The 18,677-nt window shown below is 67.1% G+C and carries 15 protein-coding genes; 8 read left to right on the top strand and 7 right to left on the bottom strand.

Going from position 1 to position 18,677, the window contains the following annotated elements; all coding sequences use genetic code 11:
* Positions 1-3: 3 nt before the first annotated feature.
* Positions 4-2,862, bottom strand: a complete 2,859-nt coding sequence (locus SNE35_RS16430) for a valine--tRNA ligase (protein WP_320424008.1) — start codon at positions 2,860-2,862, stop codon at positions 4-6.
* A 101-nt stretch (positions 2,863-2,963) separates the two neighbouring features.
* Here SNE35_RS16430 and SNE35_RS16425 point away from each other — a divergent pair, with 101 nt between their 5' ends.
* The 4 genes from SNE35_RS16425 (at position 2,964) to SNE35_RS16410 (ending at position 6,391) form a co-directional block, all read left to right on the top strand.
* Positions 2,964-4,091, top strand: a complete 1,128-nt coding sequence (locus SNE35_RS16425; protein WP_320424007.1) for an aminotransferase class V-fold PLP-dependent enzyme — start codon at positions 2,964-2,966, stop codon at positions 4,089-4,091.
* Between the two features lie 113 nt (positions 4,092-4,204).
* Positions 4,205-4,627, top strand: a complete 423-nt coding sequence (locus tag SNE35_RS16420; RefSeq protein WP_320424006.1) for a Spy/CpxP family protein refolding chaperone — start codon at positions 4,205-4,207, stop codon at positions 4,625-4,627.
* A gap of 4 nt (positions 4,628-4,631) precedes the next feature.
* Positions 4,632-5,339: a response regulator transcription factor gene (locus SNE35_RS16415; protein ID WP_320424005.1), complete on the top strand. Its 708-nt coding sequence runs from the start codon at positions 4,632-4,634 to the stop codon at positions 5,337-5,339.
* On the top strand, positions 5,336-6,391 hold the full coding sequence (locus SNE35_RS16410) for a sensor histidine kinase (RefSeq protein WP_320424004.1): 1,056 nt from the start codon (positions 5,336-5,338) through the stop codon (positions 6,389-6,391). The genes SNE35_RS16415 and SNE35_RS16410 overlap by 4 nt, the downstream gene beginning before the upstream one ends.
* Here SNE35_RS16410 and SNE35_RS16405 read toward each other — a convergent pair.
* A complete protein-coding gene (locus SNE35_RS16405) occupies positions 6,384-7,361 on the bottom strand; it encodes a GMP reductase (RefSeq protein WP_320424003.1) in 978 nt (325 codons plus the stop codon). The genes SNE35_RS16410 and SNE35_RS16405 overlap by 8 nt on opposite strands.
* 227 nt (positions 7,362-7,588) lie before the next feature.
* Between SNE35_RS16405 and SNE35_RS16400 the strand changes: the two genes are divergently transcribed.
* A complete protein-coding gene (locus SNE35_RS16400; RefSeq protein ID WP_320424002.1) occupies positions 7,589-8,710 on the top strand; it encodes a beta-ketoacyl-ACP synthase III in 1,122 nt (373 codons plus the stop codon).
* Positions 8,711-8,714: 4 nt separating this feature from the next.
* Here the strand turns inward: SNE35_RS16400 and SNE35_RS16395 are convergent, their stop codons facing one another.
* The 3 genes from SNE35_RS16395 to SNE35_RS16385 are packed head-to-tail and all read right to left on the bottom strand — an operon-like array spanning position 8,715 to position 12,624.
* Positions 8,715-9,473, bottom strand: a complete 759-nt coding sequence (locus SNE35_RS16395; protein WP_320424001.1) for a transporter — start codon at positions 9,471-9,473, stop codon at positions 8,715-8,717.
* An 8-nt stretch (positions 9,474-9,481) separates the two neighbouring features.
* On the bottom strand, positions 9,482-10,225 hold the full coding sequence (locus SNE35_RS16390) for a transporter (protein WP_320424000.1): 744 nt from the start codon (positions 10,223-10,225) through the stop codon (positions 9,482-9,484).
* Positions 10,226-10,281: 56 nt separating this feature from the next.
* Complete coding sequence (locus SNE35_RS16385; RefSeq protein WP_320423999.1) at positions 10,282-12,624, bottom strand: penicillin-binding protein 1A; 2,343 nt, start codon at positions 12,622-12,624, stop codon at positions 10,282-10,284.
* Between the two features lie 56 nt (positions 12,625-12,680).
* Between SNE35_RS16385 and sbcB the strand changes: the two genes are divergently transcribed.
* Both sbcB and acs read left to right on the top strand, forming a co-directional pair.
* Positions 12,681-14,108: an exodeoxyribonuclease I gene (gene sbcB, locus SNE35_RS16380; RefSeq protein ID WP_320423998.1), complete on the top strand. Its 1,428-nt coding sequence runs from the start codon at positions 12,681-12,683 to the stop codon at positions 14,106-14,108.
* Between the two features lie 68 nt (positions 14,109-14,176).
* A complete protein-coding gene (gene acs, locus SNE35_RS16375) occupies positions 14,177-16,138 on the top strand; it encodes an acetate--CoA ligase (RefSeq protein WP_320423997.1) in 1,962 nt (653 codons plus the stop codon).
* A gap of 72 nt (positions 16,139-16,210) precedes the next feature.
* Here acs and SNE35_RS16370 read toward each other — a convergent pair whose 3' ends face one another.
* Positions 16,211-16,531, bottom strand: coding sequence for a c-type cytochrome (locus SNE35_RS16370; protein WP_320423996.1), 321 nt, complete (start codon positions 16,529-16,531; stop codon positions 16,211-16,213).
* Between the two features lie 109 nt (positions 16,532-16,640).
* Between SNE35_RS16370 and SNE35_RS16365 the strand changes: the two genes are divergently transcribed.
* Positions 16,641-16,886 (top strand): TIGR04438 family Trp-rich protein, encoded by a 246-nt coding sequence (locus SNE35_RS16365; RefSeq protein WP_320423995.1) that lies wholly within the window; start codon positions 16,641-16,643, stop codon positions 16,884-16,886.
* A 34-nt stretch (positions 16,887-16,920) separates the two neighbouring features.
* Here the strand turns inward: SNE35_RS16365 and ilvD are convergent, their stop codons facing one another.
* Entirely contained in the window at positions 16,921-18,609 is a 1,689-nt protein-coding gene (gene ilvD / locus SNE35_RS16360; RefSeq protein ID WP_320423994.1) for a dihydroxy-acid dehydratase, read from the bottom strand.
* Between the last annotated feature and the right edge of the window lie 68 nt (positions 18,610-18,677).

Genomic DNA, 18,677 nt, shown 5'->3' with positions numbered 1-18,677 from the left:
GCGTCAGCGGGCCAGCAACTGATTTAACTGCGCGCGCAAGCGCGTCACGGTGTTGCTGAAATCAGCGACGCGCTGACGCTCCTGCGCGACCACGGCTTCCGGCGCACGAGCGACGAAGCTTTCGTTGCCGAGCTTGGCCTCGGCCTTGGTGATCTCGCCGCTCAGGCGGTCGATTTCCTTCGTCAGTCGTGCCGTTTCGGCCGCGACGTCGATCTCCACGTGCAGCGCCAATCGCGCCGCGCCGTGCACCAGCACCGGTGCCGTCGCGCTGGCCGTGGCGAAGGCCGCGTCGTCGAGGATCTGCACGTCGCTGAGCTTGGCCAGCGCCTTCAGGATCGGTGCGGCCTCGGCCAGGAAACGGGTGTCGCCGCCCACCAGCAGCGGCACCCGCTCGGCCGGGCTCAGGTTCATCTCGCCGCGCAGGCTGCGGCAGACGCCGACGACCTGCTTCAGTTGATCGACCCAAGCGATTGCTTTCTCATCGATGCGGTCTGGCTGGGCCACCGGGTAGGCGGCGGCGGTGAGGTAGTCGCTGGTCTTGCGGCCGGCGATCGGCGCCACCGTCTGCCACAGCTCCTCGGTGATGAAGGGCGCGATCGGGTGCAGCAGGCGCAGGATCGTCTCCAGCACGCGGATCAGCGTACGACGCGTGGCGCGCTGCTGAGCCTCGGTACCGTTCTGGATCTGCACCTTGGCGATCTCCAGGTACCAGTCACAGTACTCATCCCAGACGAAGGCGTAGATCGCGTTGGCGACGTTGTCGAGCCGGTAGTCGGCGAAGCCCTGGGCCACGGCCATCTCGACCTTCTGCAGCTCGCTGGTGATCCAGCGGTCGGCTTGGCTGAAGCTCATGTAGCCGTGGAACTCGCCGCCGGGCGCGCATTGCTCCTTCGTGTGCTCCAGCAGGCCGCAGTCCTGGCCCTCGGTGTTCATCAGCACGAAGCGGGTCGCGTTCCAGAGCTTGTTGCAGAAATTGCGATAGCCCTCGCAGCGCTTCGAGTCGAAGTTGATGTTGCGGCCCAGCGTCGCCAGCGAGGCGAAGGTGAAGCGCAGCGCATCGGCGCCGAAGCCGGGGATGCCGTCCGGGAATTCCTTCTCGGTCGCCTTGCGGACCTTGGGCGCGGTCTCGGGGCGGCGCAGGCCGGTCGTACGCTTGTCCAGCAGCGGGGCCAGCTCGATGCCGTCGATCAGGTCGACCGGGTCGAGCACGTTGCCCTCGCTCTTGCTCATCTTCTGGCCCTGCGAGTCGCGCACCAGGCCGTGGATGTAGACGTGCTTGAACGGCACCTTGCCGGTGAAGTGGGTCGTCATCATGATCATCCGGGCGACCCAGAAGAAGATGATGTCGTAGCCCGTGACCAGCACGGAGGAGGGCAGGAACAGATCCTGCTCGACGGTCTGCTCCGGCCAGCCCAGCGTCGAGAACGGCACCAGGGCTGACGAGTACCAGGTGTCCAGCACGTCTTCGTCGCGCGTCAGCTCGCCCAGGTAGCCGGCCGCCTTGGCGCGGGCGCGGGCCTCGTCCTCGTTGCGGGCGACGAACAGCTCGCCGTCCGTGCCGTACCAGGCCGGGATCTGGTGGCCCCACCAGAGCTGGCGCGAGATGCACCAGTCCTGGATGTTGTTCATCCAGTGGTTGTAGGTGTTCACCCATTGCTCGGGGTAGAACTTGACCGAACCGTCGGCGACGACGTCGATCGCCTTCTGCGCGATGCTCTTGCCGTCGCTGCCGGGCTTGGTCGTGGCGACAAACCACTGCGCGGTCAGCATTGGCTCGATCACCTGGCCGGTGCGCTCGCAGCGCGGCACCATCAGCTTGTGCTTCTTGGTCTCCACCAGCAGGCCCAGCGCGTCCAGGTCGGCGACGACGCGCTTGCGCGCGACGAAGCGGTCCAGCCCGCGGTAGACCTCGGGCGCCTCGTCATTGATCGTGGCGTCCAGCGACAGCACGCCGATCATCGGCAGGCCGTGGCGCTGGCCCACTGCATAGTCGTTGACATCATGCGCCGGCGTAACCTTGACGACGCCGGTGCCGAACTCGCGGTCCACGTAGTCGTCGGCGATCACCGGGATCGCGCGGTCCGTCAGCGGCAGCTTTACCTGCTTGCCGACCAGCGCGGCGTAGCGTTCGTCCTCGGGGTGGACCATCACGGCCACGTCGCCCAGCATCGTCTCGGGCCGCGTCGTGGCGACAACCAGCGAGTCGATGCCCAAGGCAGCCTTGAGGCTGCCGTCTTCATCCACCAGCGGATACCGGATGTGCCAGAGGAAGCCGTCCTCCTCCTCGCTGTTCACCTCCAGCTCGGACACGGCCGACTTCAGCACCGGGTCCCAGTTCACCAGGCGCGTGCCGCGGTAGATCAGGCCTTCGTCGAACAGGCGCACGAAGGTCTCGTTCACGACCTTCGAGAGCTTCTCGTCCATCGTGAAGTACTCGTGCTCCCACGAGACGCTGTCGCCCATGCGGCGCATCTGGCGGGTGATCGTGTTGCCGGACTCCTGCTTCCAGTCCCAGACGCGCGCGACGAAGTTCTTGCGGCCGAGGTCGTGGCGGGTCTGGCCCTTCTCCTGCAACTGGCGCTCCACGACGATCTGCGTGGCGATGCCGGCGTGGTCCGTGCCGGGCACCCACAGCGTGTTGTGGCCGCGCATCCGGTGGTAGCGCGTCAGCGAGTCCATGATCGTCTGGTTGAACGCATGGCCCATGTGCAGCGTGCCGGTGACGTTCGGCGGCGGCAGCTGGATGCAGAACGATTCCTTCGAGACGTCCAGCGTCGGCTTGTAGAGGCCGAGGGATTCCCACAGCGGGCCCCAGTGGGCTTCCAGGGCGGCGGGTTCGAAGGACTTGGCGAGTTCGGTCATGACAAAAGGGTTCGTTCGGTCGGCGCGGCGGAGGAGGGGCGATTGTAGATACCATGGGGCGAGGCCCATTGCTTCATCAAGCACAACAGGAGACTTTCGCCATGCCCGCCCTGCGCCCCGACGTCGATCCCGACGGCCTGCTCGAATACTCGGTCGTCTACACCGACCGCAGCCTGAACCACATGTCCAAGCGCTTCCAGCAGGTGATGCGCGACATCTCCGCCACGCTGAAGGAGGTCTACAAGGCCAAGGCCGTGGCCATCGTGCCCGGCAGCGGCAGCACCGGCATGGAGTCGGTGGCGCGGCAGTTCGTCCAGGGCCAGAAGGTGCTGATCGTGCGCAACGGCTGGTTCAGCTACCGTTGGACGCAGATCATCGAGGCCGGCCGCATGAGCACCGACATCAGCGTGCACAAGGCCCGGCGCGCCAAGCCGGGCGCGCAGGAGCCGTTCGCGGCGGCGCCGATCGAGGAAGTGGTCGAGGCGATCGGGCGCGAGAAGCCGCAGGTCGTGTTCTGCCCGCACGTCGAGACGGCCTCCGGCATGCTGCTGCCCGACGACTACCTGAAGGCGATGGCCGAGGCGGTGCGCGCCGTCGGCGGCCTGCTGGTGCTGGACTGCGTGGCCTCCGGCGCTGCCTGGGTGGACATGCAGACCATCGGCATCGACGTGCTGGTCAGCGCGCCGCAGAAGGGCTGGAGCGGCACGCCCTGCGCGGGTCTGATCATGCTCGGCGAGCGCGCGCTCGAGAAGCTTGAATCGACCACCAGCGACAGCTTCAGCCTCGACCTGAAGAAGTGGCTCTCGATCATGCAGACCTACGAGGCGGGTGCCCACGCGTACCACGCCACCTTGCCGACCGACGGCCTGCTGTTCCTGCGCGACGCGATGAACGAGATGCGCGAATTCGGCTTCGACAAGGGCCGCGAGGCTCAGTTCGAGCTGGGCCGGCGCGTGCGCGCGCTGCTGGCCGAGCGTGGCATTGCTAGCGTCGCCGCGCCGGGCTTCGAGGCACCGGGCGTCGTCGTCAGCTACACGGCGAAGGACGACTGGCACAAGGGCTCGGCCTTCGCCGCGCAGGGCCTGCAGATCGCCGCCGGCGTGCCGCTGGCTTGCGATGAAGGCCCGGACTACAAGAGCTTCCGCCTCGGCCTGTTCGGGCTGGACAAGCTGAAGGACGTGGACGGCGCCGTCGCCCGCCTGAAGCAGGCGCTGGACCGCCTGGGCTGAAACAAAACGAAAAACGACGATACGGCGACGAGATGCTTGGAAGGGGTGAAGGCGGAATCATGGGAACCCATGGACAGGACGTTCCTGGCCATCAACCAACAGGACTAATCCCCATGCGTTTCATGAACCCCTTTCGCTCCTTTCGCGATCATCACCATTTCGGCCATCACTTCGGCGGCCATCGTCACCATCGTGGAGATCCCGCAGAGTTCCTCGAATTCATCGTGGCCCGCGCCAGTGGCAAGCTCGACCTGAACGACAAGCAGCAGGAACTGCTCGCCGCCTTGCTGAAGGACGCGCAGGCCCAGCGCGCCGCGATGAAATCCGGCCTGCCGGACTCCCTGAAGAATCTGCTGGGCGGCGAGAGCTTTGACCGCGCCACCGCGCAGCAATTGCTGGACTCGCGTGTCGAAGCGATCCGCGCCGCCGGCCCCGGCCTCATCAATGCCGCCGGCGATTTCTTCGACAGCCTCGACGCCGAGCAGAAGCAGGCGCTGCGCTTCCTGCTGCGCACCCGCTCGCGCCGCTTCTCGTAAAGCAATGCATCGCCTGCTGCTGCTCGACGACGACGAGGCGCTGGGCCCACCGCTGGGCCAGTACCTGAAGCGCTTCGACTTCGAGCTGCAGCAGGTCGTGCGGCCCAGCGAGGCCATGAAGCGCCTCGCCGCCGAACGCTTCGACGCGCTGATCCTCGACGGCATGCTGCCCGAGATGGACGGCTTCGAGTTCTGCAAGCGGCTGCGTGCTGCTGGGGAACCGTATTTGTCGCAGTTGCCGGTGCTGATGCTGACCGCCCGCGGCGACCTGACCGACCGCGTCGTCGGCCTGGAACTCGGCGCGGACGACTATCTCGCCAAGCCCTTCGAGCCGCGCGAACTCGCGGCGCGGCTGCAGACCATCCTGCGGCGCACCCGCTTCGCGCCGGTCCCGACACCGACGGGTCTCAGCTTCGATGGCCTGACGATCGACCCGGTGCGCCGCGAGGTGAAGACCGCCAGCGGCCTGGTCGAGCTGACCAGCACCGAGTACGAACTGGTGCTGATGCTGGCCCGCGAGCCTGGCCGCGTGTTCAGCCGCGACGAGATCCTGAACGCGCTGCGCGGCCAGGAGGCAGAACTGTTCACCCGTGCCGTCGACATCCTCGTCAGCCGCATCCGCAAGAAGCTGGAGCCGCTGGAAGCGCTGAAGACCTTGCGCAATGCCGGCTACTGCTTCGCGCTGCCGGCCAAGTCCATGCCCACGCCATGAAACACCACCTGAAGCACGAGCTGACGCCCGAAGAGCTGGCGGTGCTGAAGAAGCTGCACCGCCGCCGCCAGGAGATGTGGCACCAGCACTGGAACCGCCGCGTTCGCCACGGCCATGCGCGCTTCAAGTACTCGCTGGTCGCGCGGCTGATCGCCACCTTCGTCCTGCTGGCCGTGCTGGGCAGCCTGATCGTCTACGGCGCGGTCGACGGCCACTACGACGCGCTGTGGGCCGTGCCGCTGCTGCTGCTCGTGCTCGGCGCGGCCTTCGCCGCCGTCGGCCGGATGATCTGGCCGCTGCGCATGCTGGCCCGCGCGGCGCAGGCCTATGGCCGCGGCGATTTCGGCTTCCGCATGCCGGTGCTGGGCAACGACGAGATCGGCGACCTGACGCGCCGCTTCAACGACATGGCCACCGACATCCAGGCGATGCTGGACGGCAAGCGCGCGCTGCTGCTGGCGATCAGCCACGAGTTGCGGTCACCGCTGACTCGCGCACGCCTGCATGCCGAACTGATCGAGGAGGGCGCGTCGCGCGATGCGCTGCTGAAGGACCTGGGCGAGATGCGGGTGCTGATCGAGGCGCTGCTGGAGAGCGAGCGCCTGGGTGCGGGCCACAGCGCGTTGCAACTGCAGGCGGTGGACCTGGCGGCGCTGGTGAGGGCGCAGGAGGGTGTGGACGTCCAAATCGAGCCTGGCCTGCCGCTGCTGCAGCTCGACCCGCTGCGGTTGCAGTTGCTGCTGCGCAATCTCGTCGAGAACGCGAAGCGCCACAACGATGCCTCGCGCGGGCCGGTGATCGTCTCGCTGCGCCGCGAGGGCCAGGTCTTGCTGCTGTCGGTGCGCGACCACGGCCCGGGCGTGCCGGCCGAGGCGCTGGAGCACCTGGGCGAGCCGTTCTTCCGGCCCGATGCGGCCCGTACCCGCAACGACGGCGGCGTCGGCCTGGGCCTGAACCTCTGCAAAATGATCGCGGCCGCACATGGCGGCCGCTTGGAGATTCGCAACGTCACTCCGGGACTCGAAGTGACGTTGAACCTGCCGATCACATGAACAGGTGTTCCCCTGCGTTTTCCCCGCCCAGGATCACATAGTTCACCTTGCGCAGATCCGCCAGCGTCTTGCCGCCGGCGTACGACACCGAGCTCTGCACGTCCTCTTCCATCTCGCGCAGCGTGTCCGCCAGCTTGCCCTTGACCGGCTCCAGGATGCGCTTGCCTTCGACGTGCTTGTACTCGCCCTTGTTGAAGTCCGAGGCCGAACCGTAGTACTCCTTGAACAGCTTGCCGTCGACCTCGACCGTCTTGCCGGGCGATTCCTCGTGGCCGGCGAACAGCGAGCCGATCATCACCATCGAGGCGCCGAAGCGCACGCTCTTGGCGATGTCGCCATGGTGGCGGATGCCGCCGTCAGCGACGATGGGCTTGGTCGCCACGCGGGCGCACCACTTCAGCGCCGAGAGCTGCCAGCCGCCGGTGCCGAAGCCGGTCTTCAGCCGCGTGATGCAGACCTTGCCCGGGCCGATGCCGACCTTGGTCGCGTCGGCGCCCCAGTTCTCCAGGTCGATCACGCCCTCGGGCGTGCCCACGTTGCCGGCGATCACGAAGGTGTTCGGCAGTTTCTCCTTGATGTGGGCGATCATGCGCTGCACGCTGTCGGCATGGCCATGGGCGATGTCGATGGTGATGTAGTCGGCGCCCACGCCCTCGGCCGCGAGGCGGTCGATGATCGCGTAGTCAGCCGGCTTGACGCCCGAGCTGATCGAGACGAACAGGCCCTTGCTGCGCATCTGCTTGGCGTAGGCGACCGTGTCCAGGTCGAAGCGGTGCATCACGTAGAAGTAACCGTTGGCGGCGAGCCATTCTGTGATCGGCTCGTCCAGCACCGTCTTCATGTTCGCGGGCACGACGGGCAGCTTGAAGCGGCGCGGGCCGAACTCGATCGAGGTGTCGCAGTCGGAACGACTCTCCACGCGGCACTTGCGTGGCAGCAGGAGGATGTTGTCGTAGTCGAAGATTTCCATTTGGGTTCAAGTCGCAATGTCGGGGTGCGTTCATGCAGTGCACCGCCTGGGCTGCGAGCGCTTGACTTGGAGACCGGTCCGCCGGCGAAGCCCCTCAGCAAGGAGAGGTGCGGGCGTAAAAAACCGGGCGTCCAAAATTTGGGCCCGGTGATTGATTCTACGCACTTTCCCGGGGCAGTGCAGCCGGGGCTGCTTCACGCTGGTGCGACTCGCTAAACTCCCCGCCCATGAGCACCATCGTCATCAGCGGCACTGGCCTGTACCAGCCTCCGCACATCATCACCAACGCCGAACTGGTCGAGGCCTTCAACCAGTACGCCGATCTCCAGAACGAGAAGAACGCCGCGCAGATCGCCGACGGTACGGCCGTCGCGCTGACGCACTCCAGCGTCGAATTCATCGAGAAAGCCTCCGGCATCAAGCAGCGCTACGTGATCGAGGAGCAGGGCGTGCTCGACCCGCAGCGCATGTACCCACACTTCGAGGAGCGCGCCGACGACCAGCTCTCGCTGATGGCCGAGATCGCCGTCGATGCGGCGAAGAAAGCGCTGGCCGCCGCGAACAAGAAGCCCGAGGACGTGGACTTCGTCATCTGCTCCAGCGCCAACATGCAGCGCGCCTACCCGGCCATGGCCATCGAGATCCAGCAGGCGCTGGGCGCCGGCGGCTACGGCTTCGACATGAACGTGGCCTGCTCGGCCGCCACCTTCGCGATCGAGCAGGCGGTCAACGCGCTGAAGGCCGGCACCGCGAAGTGCGTGCTGATGGTCAACCCCGAGATCACCTCCGCCCACCTGGCCTGGAAGGATCGCGACTGCCACTTCATCTTCGGCGACGTCTGCACGGCGATGGTGCTGGAACGCGCTGAAACCGCGACGTCCAGCGAGCAGTGGGAAGTGCTGGGCACGAAGCTGGCCACGCAGTTCTCGAACAACATCCGCAACAACTTCGGCTTCCTCAACAAGGCCGAGGACAGCGACCCCGACGCTCGCGACAAGCTGTTCCGCCAGGAAGGCCGCAAAGTGTTCAAGGAGGTGGTGCCGATTGCCGCCGCCCACATCGAAGGCCATCTGGCCGCGCTGGACAAGCAGCCCGCTGAAGTTCGCCGTTACTGGCTGCACCAGGCCAACCTGGGCATGAACCAGCTCGTGATCAAGAAGCTGGTCGGCGGTGAAGTCGGCCCCGACTTGGCGCCGCTGATCCTGGATACCTACGCCAACACGGCCTCGGCCGGCTCGATCATCGCGTTCCACGAACATCGCGGCGGCCTGGTGGCCGGCGACCTGGGCGTGATCTGCTCGTTCGGCGCCGGCTACTCGGTCGGCAGCATCGTCGTCCGTAAGCTCTAAGCGCCTACCAGCGCAGCGAGAGCCCGACGGTCCACTGCCAGTCGGGGCTCTCGCGGTCGAGCCCGCGGAACAGCGCGGCATCGACCTGCATGTCCTTGCTCAGCCGGTGGGTCACCCCCGTGTCCAGCGTCACCAGCCGGCCGCCGTTGCGGGCCGAGGCCAGGCGCTGGCCGGCGACCTCGAGGAAGGCATTGGTGTCTTCGGACAGGTCCTTACCGATGCTCGCCGCCAGCACGCCGCCGGTGTAGCGCTGGCCGGCGTCGTTGCGGTCCTGGTAGATGCCGGGCATCACGCTGAGGTCGTAGCCGGCGCCCAGCTCCCAGTGCAGGGCGAGGTCGACCTCGGGTCGCGTGCCCTGGCCGCGCAGGTCGGTGGAGCCGCTGGCGAAGCTCAGATGGCCCAGCAGGCCGATGCCGGGCATGGCGCCGCCGCCATCGGTGAGGTGCCATTTGAAGCCCAGGCCCACGTCGTTCCAGCCCTTGACCGTGACGCCGTCCTGGCGCACGCGCTGGTAGCCGCCGCTGTCCAGGCGCAACTCCAGCGTATCGGACAGGCCGACGCGCAGCAGCCAGGGCAGGCCCAGCGCGTGGGCACCGGAGTCGCTGGTGCCGGCCAGGCCGGTCTCGATCTGCGCGGTGCCGCGGCCGACCACATCCGGGCTGTTGGCGATGTTGGGCCGGTCGGGCGAGATGGCGTCGTCGTCCGCGTGAGCGGCTGCGGCGACGGCGCTGAGGATCAGCGCGGCGGTCAGGGTTCGAAACATGGCGAGCCTCAGAACTTGATGGACAGGCCCAGCGCCACCGTCGTATCCGGCGCATTGCGGTTCAGGCCGAAGTCGATGCCGAAGTCGATCTGCGCAAGATCACCGATCAGGTAGGCGACGGCCGGGTCGAAAGTGAACTCATTGCCGCCGTTGCGCTTGCCCGCCACGCGCCGCGCGGCCAGCTCGGCCACCAGGCTCAGCTTGGGCGTCAGCTGCTTGCCCAGGGCCAGCGCCAGCAGGCCGCTGGCAAAGCGCTTGTCGGTGTCGGGGTTCTTGTCGTAGACGATGCCGGGCATCACGCCCAGCGACCAGCCGTCGTCGAACTCCCACTCGGACACCCAGCGCAGCGAAGGCCGCAGGCCACGGCCGCGGAAGGCCGGCGAGCCCGTGTCGGCATCGACGTGGAAGAGCAGGGCCATGCTGGGTACGCCGTCGTCTTCGTCGCCATCCTGCATATGCCACTTCAGGCCCAGCGAGGGATCGGCGCTGCCGCTGACGGTGCGGCCGGTGTCGGTATCGCGCTGGCGCAGCAGGCCGTCCGTTTCCAGGCGCAACTCCCAGCTGTCGTTGATGCCCAGGCGCAGCAGCGTCGGCGTGCTGCGGGTGCGCGTGCCCTCGTGCTTGTCGCGCTCGAAGGCGATGCTGGTCTCGATCTGGAAACGGCCGCGGCCGACGACCTCGGGCGATTCGGAGAAGTCGGGGCGATCGGTCGTCAGCGTCTCTTCGGCTCGGGCCAGTCCGAGAAGCAGCATCAAGGCAAGGCCTGGCACCCAAGGATGTCTTCGCATGCTTCCCGTCTCCGTCTGTTCTAGTTCAGGTACGAAGGCTTCGATGCGGGTGCCGCCGGCAGCAGGGCGCCGGAAGGATCATTGGCCGGCGCGCTCGCCGCCGGGTCGGGCTCCATGCCCACGGTCCGGATGCCGGCGTCGCCTGCGTACTCGTCGAAGGCCCAGTCGCCATTGGACTGGACAACGCCTTCGACCGGTTCGATTTCCTTGACCGGTTGTCCCTTCAGCGCCACACGCATGTAGTCGATCCAGACGGGCAACGAGAGGCCACCGCCGGTCTCGCGCGCGCCCAGGCCGCGCGGCTGGTCGTAGCCGACCCAGACGACGACCGCGAGGCCGGGCTGGAAGCCGGCGAACCAGTTGTCCACGGAGTCGTTGGTGGTGCCGGTCTTGCCGTAGAGGTCGGGCCGGCCGAGCTGGGCCTGGGCGGCGGCGGCGGTGCCGCTGCGCGTCACCTCCTGCAGCAGGCTGCTGATGACGAAGGCGTTGCGCTCGGGGATGGCGCGCTGGTCCTCGCTCGGCGCGGCCGGCGTGGCGCCGTCGAACAGCACGGCGCCGCGGCTGTCGACGATCTTCGTGATGACCACCGGCGCGACCTTGTAGCCGCCGTTGGCGAATACCGAATAGGCGCTGACCATCTGGAACGGCGTCACCGAGCCCGAGCCCAGCGAGAGCGTCAGGTTGTCCGGCTGCTTGTCGATGTCGAAGCCGAACTTGGCCGCCCATTGGCGCGCACGGGTAGGGCCGATCAGCTGCATCAGCCGCACCGTCACCAGGTTCTTCGAATGGGCCAGGGCCTGGCGCACGGTCATTGGGCCGTCGAAAGTGCCCTCGTAATTCTTGGGCGACCAGTCGCCGATCGTCAGCGGCGCGTCGTTGACGATGGTGGACGGCGTCACGCCTGCTTCCAGTGCCGCCGAGTAGACGAAGGGCTTGAAGCTTGAGCCGGGCTGGCGCCAGGCCTGCGTGACGTGGTTGAACTGGTTGCGCGAGAAATCGAAGCCGCCCACCAGCGCATGGACGCGGCCGCTGGCCGGCTCCATCGCGACGAAGGCGCCCTCGGCCTCGGGCGTCTGCACGATGGCCCAGGCGCCGGCCGGCGCGGCCTTGGTCGGCGCGCCGCGCAGCACGCGGATGATCGAGCCGCGGCGGATGCGCTGGCCGTCCTTGGCCTTGTCCGACAGCGCCGACTGCGCGCCGCGCAGGCCGTCGCCGGTGATCGTCAGGTCTTCGCCGCCCTGCAGGCTGGCCTGCACCTTGCCGGCCGACACCCCGGTGACGACGGCGGAGCGCAGTTCGTCGTTGTCGGCGTGGTCGCTCAGCGCGTCGTCGATGGCGGAGTCGATCTCGGCACCGTTGTCCGCCGTCGGCTCAGGCAGCTCGACGAAGCCTTCGGGGCCGCGATAGGGCTTGCGGCGCTCGTAGTCCATCAGGCTGCGGCGCAGCGCGTGATACGCCGTCTGCTGCTCGGTGGCGACCAGCGTGGTGTAGACCTTCAGGCCGCGGGTGTAGCTCTCCTCGCCGAACTTGGCGAAGACCAGTTGGCGAGCCATCTCGGCGGCGTATTCGGCATGGATGCGGGCGTCCTGCGCGCTGCGGATGTGCAGCTTCTCGTCGCGCGCGGCCTCGGCCTGCTTGTCGGTGATGACGCCGGTGGCCAGCATGCGGTCGAGCACGACGCCCTGGCGGCGCTTGGCGCGGTCGAAGTTGACGATCGGGTTCGCGTAGCCAGGGTTCTGCGGCAGGCCGGCCAGCATGGCCGTCTCGGCGATCGACAGCTCCTTCAGGCTCTTGCCGAAGTAGGTGTTGGCGGCGCCCTCGAAGCCGTAGGCCTTCTGCCCCAGGTAGATCTGATTCATGTAGATCTCGAGGATCTCCTTCTTCGACAGCTCGTTCTCGATCTTGCGCGACAGCAGCATCTCGATGAACTTGCGCGAGTAGGCCTTCTTGCGCGTCAGGTAGAGGGTGCGGGCAAGCTGCTGCGTGATCGTGGAGGCACCGCCGACGGTCTTGCCGTGCAGCAGATTGGTCAGCAGCGCGCGGGCGATGCCGGTGTAGCTGAGGGCGCCGTGCTCGTAGAAGTCGGCGTCCTCGGTGGCGAGCAGGGCGTCCTGCATCAGCTTCGGGATCTGGTCGAGCGGCAGGAAGTTGCGGCGCTCCGCACCGTACTCGCCGATCTGCACCTCGTCGGCGGTGTAGACGCGCAGCGGCTGCTTGGGCTGGTAGTCCTTCAGCTCGGAAATGTCGGGCAGGTTCGGGTAGACCACCGCGGCGGCGATGGCGGCCAGCAGGACCAGCAGGGCCAGCATGCCCGCGAGGATCGCGGCGAAGAGTTTCAGCTGGGCAGGGGTCGGTTTTTCCATTGGGCACGGGAGCGGGAAAGCAGCCGACGATTATGACCACCTGCTATCGTGCCGCCATGAGCGACTTTTCCTTCTACTGGCACGACTACGAGACCTTCGGCCGCGTGCCGCGCCGCAATCGGCCGGCCCAGTTCGCCGGCATCCGCACCGATGCGGACCTGAACGAGATCGGCGAGCCGCTGATGGTCTATTGCCAGCCCGCGCCGGATTTCCTGCCCGACCCTGAATCCTGCCTGCTGACCGGCATCCTGCCGCAGACCTGCCTGGCCCAGGGCGTGCCCGAACACCAGTTCGCCGATCTGATCGAGGCCGAGCTGGCCCGGCCCGGCACCATCGGCCTCGGTTACAACACGATCCGCTTCGACGACGAAGTCACGCGCTACCTGTTCTGGCGCAACCTGATGGACCCGTATGCGCGCGAATGGCAGAACGACTGCGGCCGCTGGGACCTGCTCGACGTCGTGCGCTGTGCGTACGCGCTGCGGCCGGAGGGCATCAACTGGCCCAAGCACGAGGACGGCCGCCCTTCGTTCAAGCTGGAGCACCTGACCGCGGCCAACGGTCTGTCGCACGAAGCCGCGCACGATGCGCTGTCCGACGTGCGTGCGACGATCGCCCTGGCGCGCCTGCTGAAGACGGCGCAGCCCAAGCTGTTCGAGTTCTGCCTGCGGCTGCGCCGCAAGGAAGCCGTGTGGGCCGAGATCGGCGTGGGCAAGCCCTTCCTGCATGTGAGCGGCATGTACGGCCCGGAGCGCGGCTGCATCGGCTTCGTCTGGCCGCTGGCGCCCCACCCGACGAACAAGAACGAGCTGATCGTCTGGGACCTCGGCACCGATCCGAGCGAGCTGCTGGAGCTGAACGCCGAGGCGATCCGCGCCCGCATGTTCGTCAAGCAGGAGGACCTGCCGGAAGGCACGAGCCGGCTGCCGATCAAGACCATCCACGTCAACAAGTCGCCGATCGTGATCGGCAACCCGAAGACGCTGTCGCCCGCGATGGCCGAGAAGTGGGGCCTGGACATCGAGCAGGGCCTCGCCCACGCGCGATTGCTGGCCGAGAAGAGCAAGCTGCTGGACGGCCTGTGGCCGGCGGTGTTCAAGCGCGAGCCGCTGCCACCCGGCGATGTGGACGAAGACCTGTACGGCGGCTTCCTCGGCGCCGACGACAAGCGCGCGCTGCAGCGCGTGCGCGCGAGCTCGCCCGAGCAGCTGGCCCAGCGCGCCGGCGAGGGCAAGCTGAACTTCGCCGACGAGCGGCTGGACGAGCTCGTCTTCCGCTGGCGTGCGCGCAACTTCCCGGCGAGCCTGTCGGAAGCCGAAGGCGAGCGCTGGCAGGCGCACTGCGCCGCGCGGCTGCAGCAGACGGTGGGTCCGTACACGGAGCGCATCGACGAGCTTGGCGAGCAACTGGGCGACGAGGACGAGCGGGGCCAGGACATCCTCGGCGCGTTGTACGAGTACGCCGAGCAGATCGCTGGGCAGTAAGTCCTTCGTCAGAGACTGCCGGCAAAGTCGCGGCAATTCGAGAATTCAATTCCCCGGAGACAAGCATCATGAGCGAGACCCATCTCTATCCTCCCAGCGCCGAGTGGCAGGCCACGGCGCACGTCAAGGGCATGGCCGGCTACCAGGCGCTGGTGGACGAGGCCGAAGCCGACCACGAAGCCTTCTGGGCGCGCCTGGCGCGTGAACTGCTCAGCTGGAAGACGCCGTTCACGAAGGTGCTTAACGACAGCGACGCGCCATTCTTCAAGTGGTTCGAGGACGGCCGGCTGAACGTCTCCTACAACTGCCTGGACCGCAATGTGGAAGCGGGCCTCGGCGATAAGACGGCGATCATCTTCGAGGCCGACGACGGCGCGGTGACGAAGGTCAGCTACAGCGAGTTGCTCGCTCGCGTCGGCACGCTTGCCAACGCGCTGAAGGCCAAGGGCGTGAAGAAGGGCGACCGTGTCGTCATCTACATGCCGATGTCGATCGAGGGCGTGGCCGCGATGCAGGCCTGCGCGCGCATCGGCGCCACCCATTCGGTCGTGTTCGGCGGCTTCTCGGCGCAGAGCCTGCGCGACCGCGTCAACGATGCCGGCGCCGTGATGATCCTCACCGCCGACGAGCAGCAGCGCGGCGGCAAGTCGCTGCCGCTGAAGGCCATCGTCGACGAGGCGCTGGCCGATGGCGCCTGCCCGAGCCTGAAGGATGTGATCGTCTACAAGCGCACCGGCGGCAAGGTAGGCTGGACGGAAGGCCGCGACGCCTGGCTGCACGACGTAACGGCGAACCTCAGCGCCACCTGCGAACCCGAATGGGTCGAGGCCGAGCACCCGCTGTTCCTGCTCTACACCAGCGGCTCCACCGGCAAGCCCAAGGGCGTGCAGCACAGCACCGGCGGCTACCTGCTGCATGCGGCGCTGACGACCAAGTGGACCTTCGACCTGAAGCCCGACGATGTCTTCTGGTGCACGGCCGACATCGGCTGGGTGACCGGCCACACCTACATCGCCTACGGCCCGCTGGCGCTGGGCGGCACCGAGATCGTCTTCGAGAGCGTCCCGACCTATCCGGACGCCGGCCGCTTCTGGCAGATGATCGAGAAGCACAAGGTCACGATCTTCTACACGGCGCCGACCGCCATCCGCTCGCTGATCAAGGCGGCCGAGGGCAACGAGTCCGTCCATCCGAAGCGTTATGACCTGACGAGCCTGCGCCTGCTCGGCTCGGTCGGCGAGCCGATCAACCCGGCCGCCTGGGAGTGGTACCACCAGCACGTCGGCGGTGGCCGCTGCCCGATCGTCGACACCTTCTGGCAGACAGAGACCGGCGGCCACATGATCACGCCGCTGCCCGGCGCGACGACCCTGGTGCCCGGCTCCTGCACCTTGCCGTTCCCGGGCATCACCGCGGCCATCGTCGACGAGACCGGCAACGACGTGCCCAACGGGCAGGGCGGCATCCTGGTCGTCAAGAAGCCCTGGCCTTCGATGATCCGCACGATCTGGGGTGACCCGGAGCGCTTCAAGAAGAGCTACTACCCGGCCGAGCTGAAGGGCTACTACCTGGCCGGCGACGGCGCGATCCGCGATGCGCAGACCGGTTACTTCACCATCACCGGCCGCATCGACGACGTGCTGAACGTGTCCGGCCACCGGATGGGCACGATGGAAATCGAGTCGGCACTGGTCAGCTGCACCGAGCTGGTCGCCGAGGCCGCAGTCGTCGGCCGGCCGGACGACACGACCGGCGAGGCGATCTGCGCCTTCGTCGTGCTGAAGCGCCCGCGCCCCACCGGCGACGAGGCCAAGGCCATCGCCAAGACCTTGCGCGACTGGGTCGCCAAGGAGATCGGCCCGATCGCCAAGCCCAAGGACATCCGCTTCGGCGACAACCTGCCCAAGACCCGCTCGGGCAAGATCATGCGCCGGCTGCTGCGCTCGGTGGCAAAGGGCGAGTCAGTGACGCAGGATACGTCCACGCTCGAGAACCCGGCGATCCTGGAGCAACTGGGCCAAGCCTACTGAGCCGGCGACGGCACCAAAACAAAAGCCCCGCAGTGCGGGGCTTTTTTCTTACTTCGCGTCAGGCGGGAACGTTCACTTCTGCGACAGGACCCACTTGACCAGTTCGGTGGCTTCGGCTTCGCTCACCTGCGTGTTGGCCGGCATCGGCACCGGACCCCAGACGCCGGAGCCGCCCTTGAGCACCTTCTCGGTCAGCTTCTTGACGGCGTCCTTGTCCTTGGCGTACTTGGCCGCCACATCCTTGTAGGCCGGGCCGACGATCTTCTTGTCGATCGAGTGGCAGGCCATGCAGTTCTTCTTCTGCGCCAGGTCGGCCGTGCCCTCGGCGAAGGCGGTGGCGGGGAGGGCAAAGGCAGCAGCGACGGCGGCCAGTGCGATCAGGGAGGATTTCATGACTTCCTTTCCATTGAGACGTCGGACATGCAGACGAATTCATTGTAGTGTTCGGCCTTGCCGTCTGCAGACGGCTATCGCATGGGACTTTTGCACTGGAGAAGAAGAGATGTGGTTCGTCGGCCTGGGAGTGCTCCTGATCCTGCTGAAGCTGCTGGGCATCGGCCCGGTGGCCGCATGGGCCTGGTGGTGGGTGCTGTCGCCGTTCGCGGGCGCCGTGCTTTGGTGGGCCTGGGCCGATGCCAGTGGCTACACGAAGCGGCGCGAGATGGACAAGATGGACGAACGCAAGGAAGCCCGCCGGCAGAAGGCGATGAATGCCCTCGGCCAAGGCGAAAAAGACAGGCGGCGCTGAAATCAGCGCCGCCTGATTTCCGGAGCCGGTCGACTCAGTCGAACTTGTCGAGCACCGCGCCGGAACTCGCGCTGGAAGCGCTCTTCGCGAACTTGGCCAGCACGCCGCGCGTGTAGCGCGGTGCGGGCTGCTTCCAGGCGGCGCGGCGGCGCGCGAGTTCCTCGTCGCCGACGTTCAGCTCAAGCAGCAGCTTGTGCGCATCGATCGTGATCGAGTCGCCTTCCTGGATCAGCGCGATATTGCCGCCCTCGTAGGCTTCCGGCGCGACATGGCCGACGACCATGCCCCAGGTGCCGCCGGAGAAGCGGCCGTCGGTGATCAGGCCGACCGATTCGCCCAGGCCCTGGCCGATCAGCGCGCCGGTGGGGGCCAGCATCTCGGGCATGCCGGGGCCGCCCTTGGGGCCGAGGTAGCGGAGCACCATCACGTCGCCGGCCTTGATCTGCTTGGCCATGATGGCGGCCAGGGCCGACTGCTCGTCGTCGAAGACGCGGGCGGGGCCGGTGATGACGGGGTTCTTCAGGCCGGTGATCTTGGCCACGCAGCCTTCGGGCGAGAGGTTGCCGCGCAGGATGGCGAGGTGGCCCTGGGCGTAGATCGGGTTGCTGGCGTCGCGGATCACGTCCTGATCGGCGCGCAGGTCAGGGATCTCGGCGAGGTTCTCGGCCACGGTCTTGCCGGTGATGGTGATCGCGTCGCCGTGCAGCAGGCCGGCCTTCAGCAGGGTCTTCATCACGGCGGGAATGCCGCCGGCCTTATGCAGGTCCACGGCCAGGTACTTGCCGCTGGGCTTCAGATCGCACAGCACCGGGATCTTCTTGCGCATGCGCTCGAAGTCGTCGATGGTCCACTCGACCTCGGCCGCGTGGGCGATGGCGAGGAAGTGCAGCACCGCGTTGGTGGAGCCGCCGGTGGCCATGATGACGGCCACGGCGTTCTCGATCGCCTTCTTGGTGACGATGTCGCGCGGCTTGAGGTCGGCCTTCACGGCTTCGACCAGGTAGGCCGCGGCGCGCTTGGTGTTCTCGACGACCTCGTCTTCGACGTTGGACATCGACGACGAGTAGGGCAGGCTCATGCCCAGCGCTTCGAAGGCCGAGCTCATCGTGTTGGCCGTGTACATGCCGCCGCAGGAGCCGCTGCCGGGGATGGCGCGTTTCTCGATCTGGCAGAAGTCCTCTTCGCTCATATTGCCGGCGCTGAACTGGCCCACGGCCTCGAACACGCTGACGATGTTCAGGTCCTGACCCTTGTAGTGGCCCGGCTTGATCGTGCCACCGTAGATGTAGATGGCCGGCACGTTGGCGCGCAGCATGCCCATCATGCCGCCGGGCATGTTCTTGTCGCAGCCGCCGATCACCATCACGCCGTCCAGCCACTGGCCGCCGACGCAGGTCTCCACGCAGTCGGAAATCACTTCGCGTGAAACCAGGCTGTACTTCATGCCCTCGGTGCCCATCGCCATGCCGTCGGAAATGGTCGGCGTGCCGAACAGCTGCGCGTTGGCGCCGGCGGCCTTCAGGCCGATCACGGCGGCATCGGCGAGCTTCTGCAGGCCCGAGTTGCAGGGCGTGATCGTCGAATGGCCGTTGGCCACGCCGATCATCGGCTTGCCGAAATCGCTCTCCTGGTAGCCCATGCCGTAGTACATGGAGCGGTTCGGCGCGCGGGCCACGCCCTCGGTGATGTTCTTTGAGCGGCGGTTGAATTGGTCGGTGGTCATGCTGGCTGTCTCCTGCTTGCAGGCCCGCAGTATCCGAGGCCTGCAACAGCGCATCAAATATATTATTC

This window comes from Roseateles agri (genome assembly GCF_034043675.1).
In the GTDB taxonomy this organism is placed as follows: Bacteria; Pseudomonadota; Gammaproteobacteria; order Burkholderiales; family Burkholderiaceae_C; genus KK5.
Note: the sequence above shows the minus strand (reverse complement) of the source record. Positions and strands in the feature narration are given on the sequence as shown.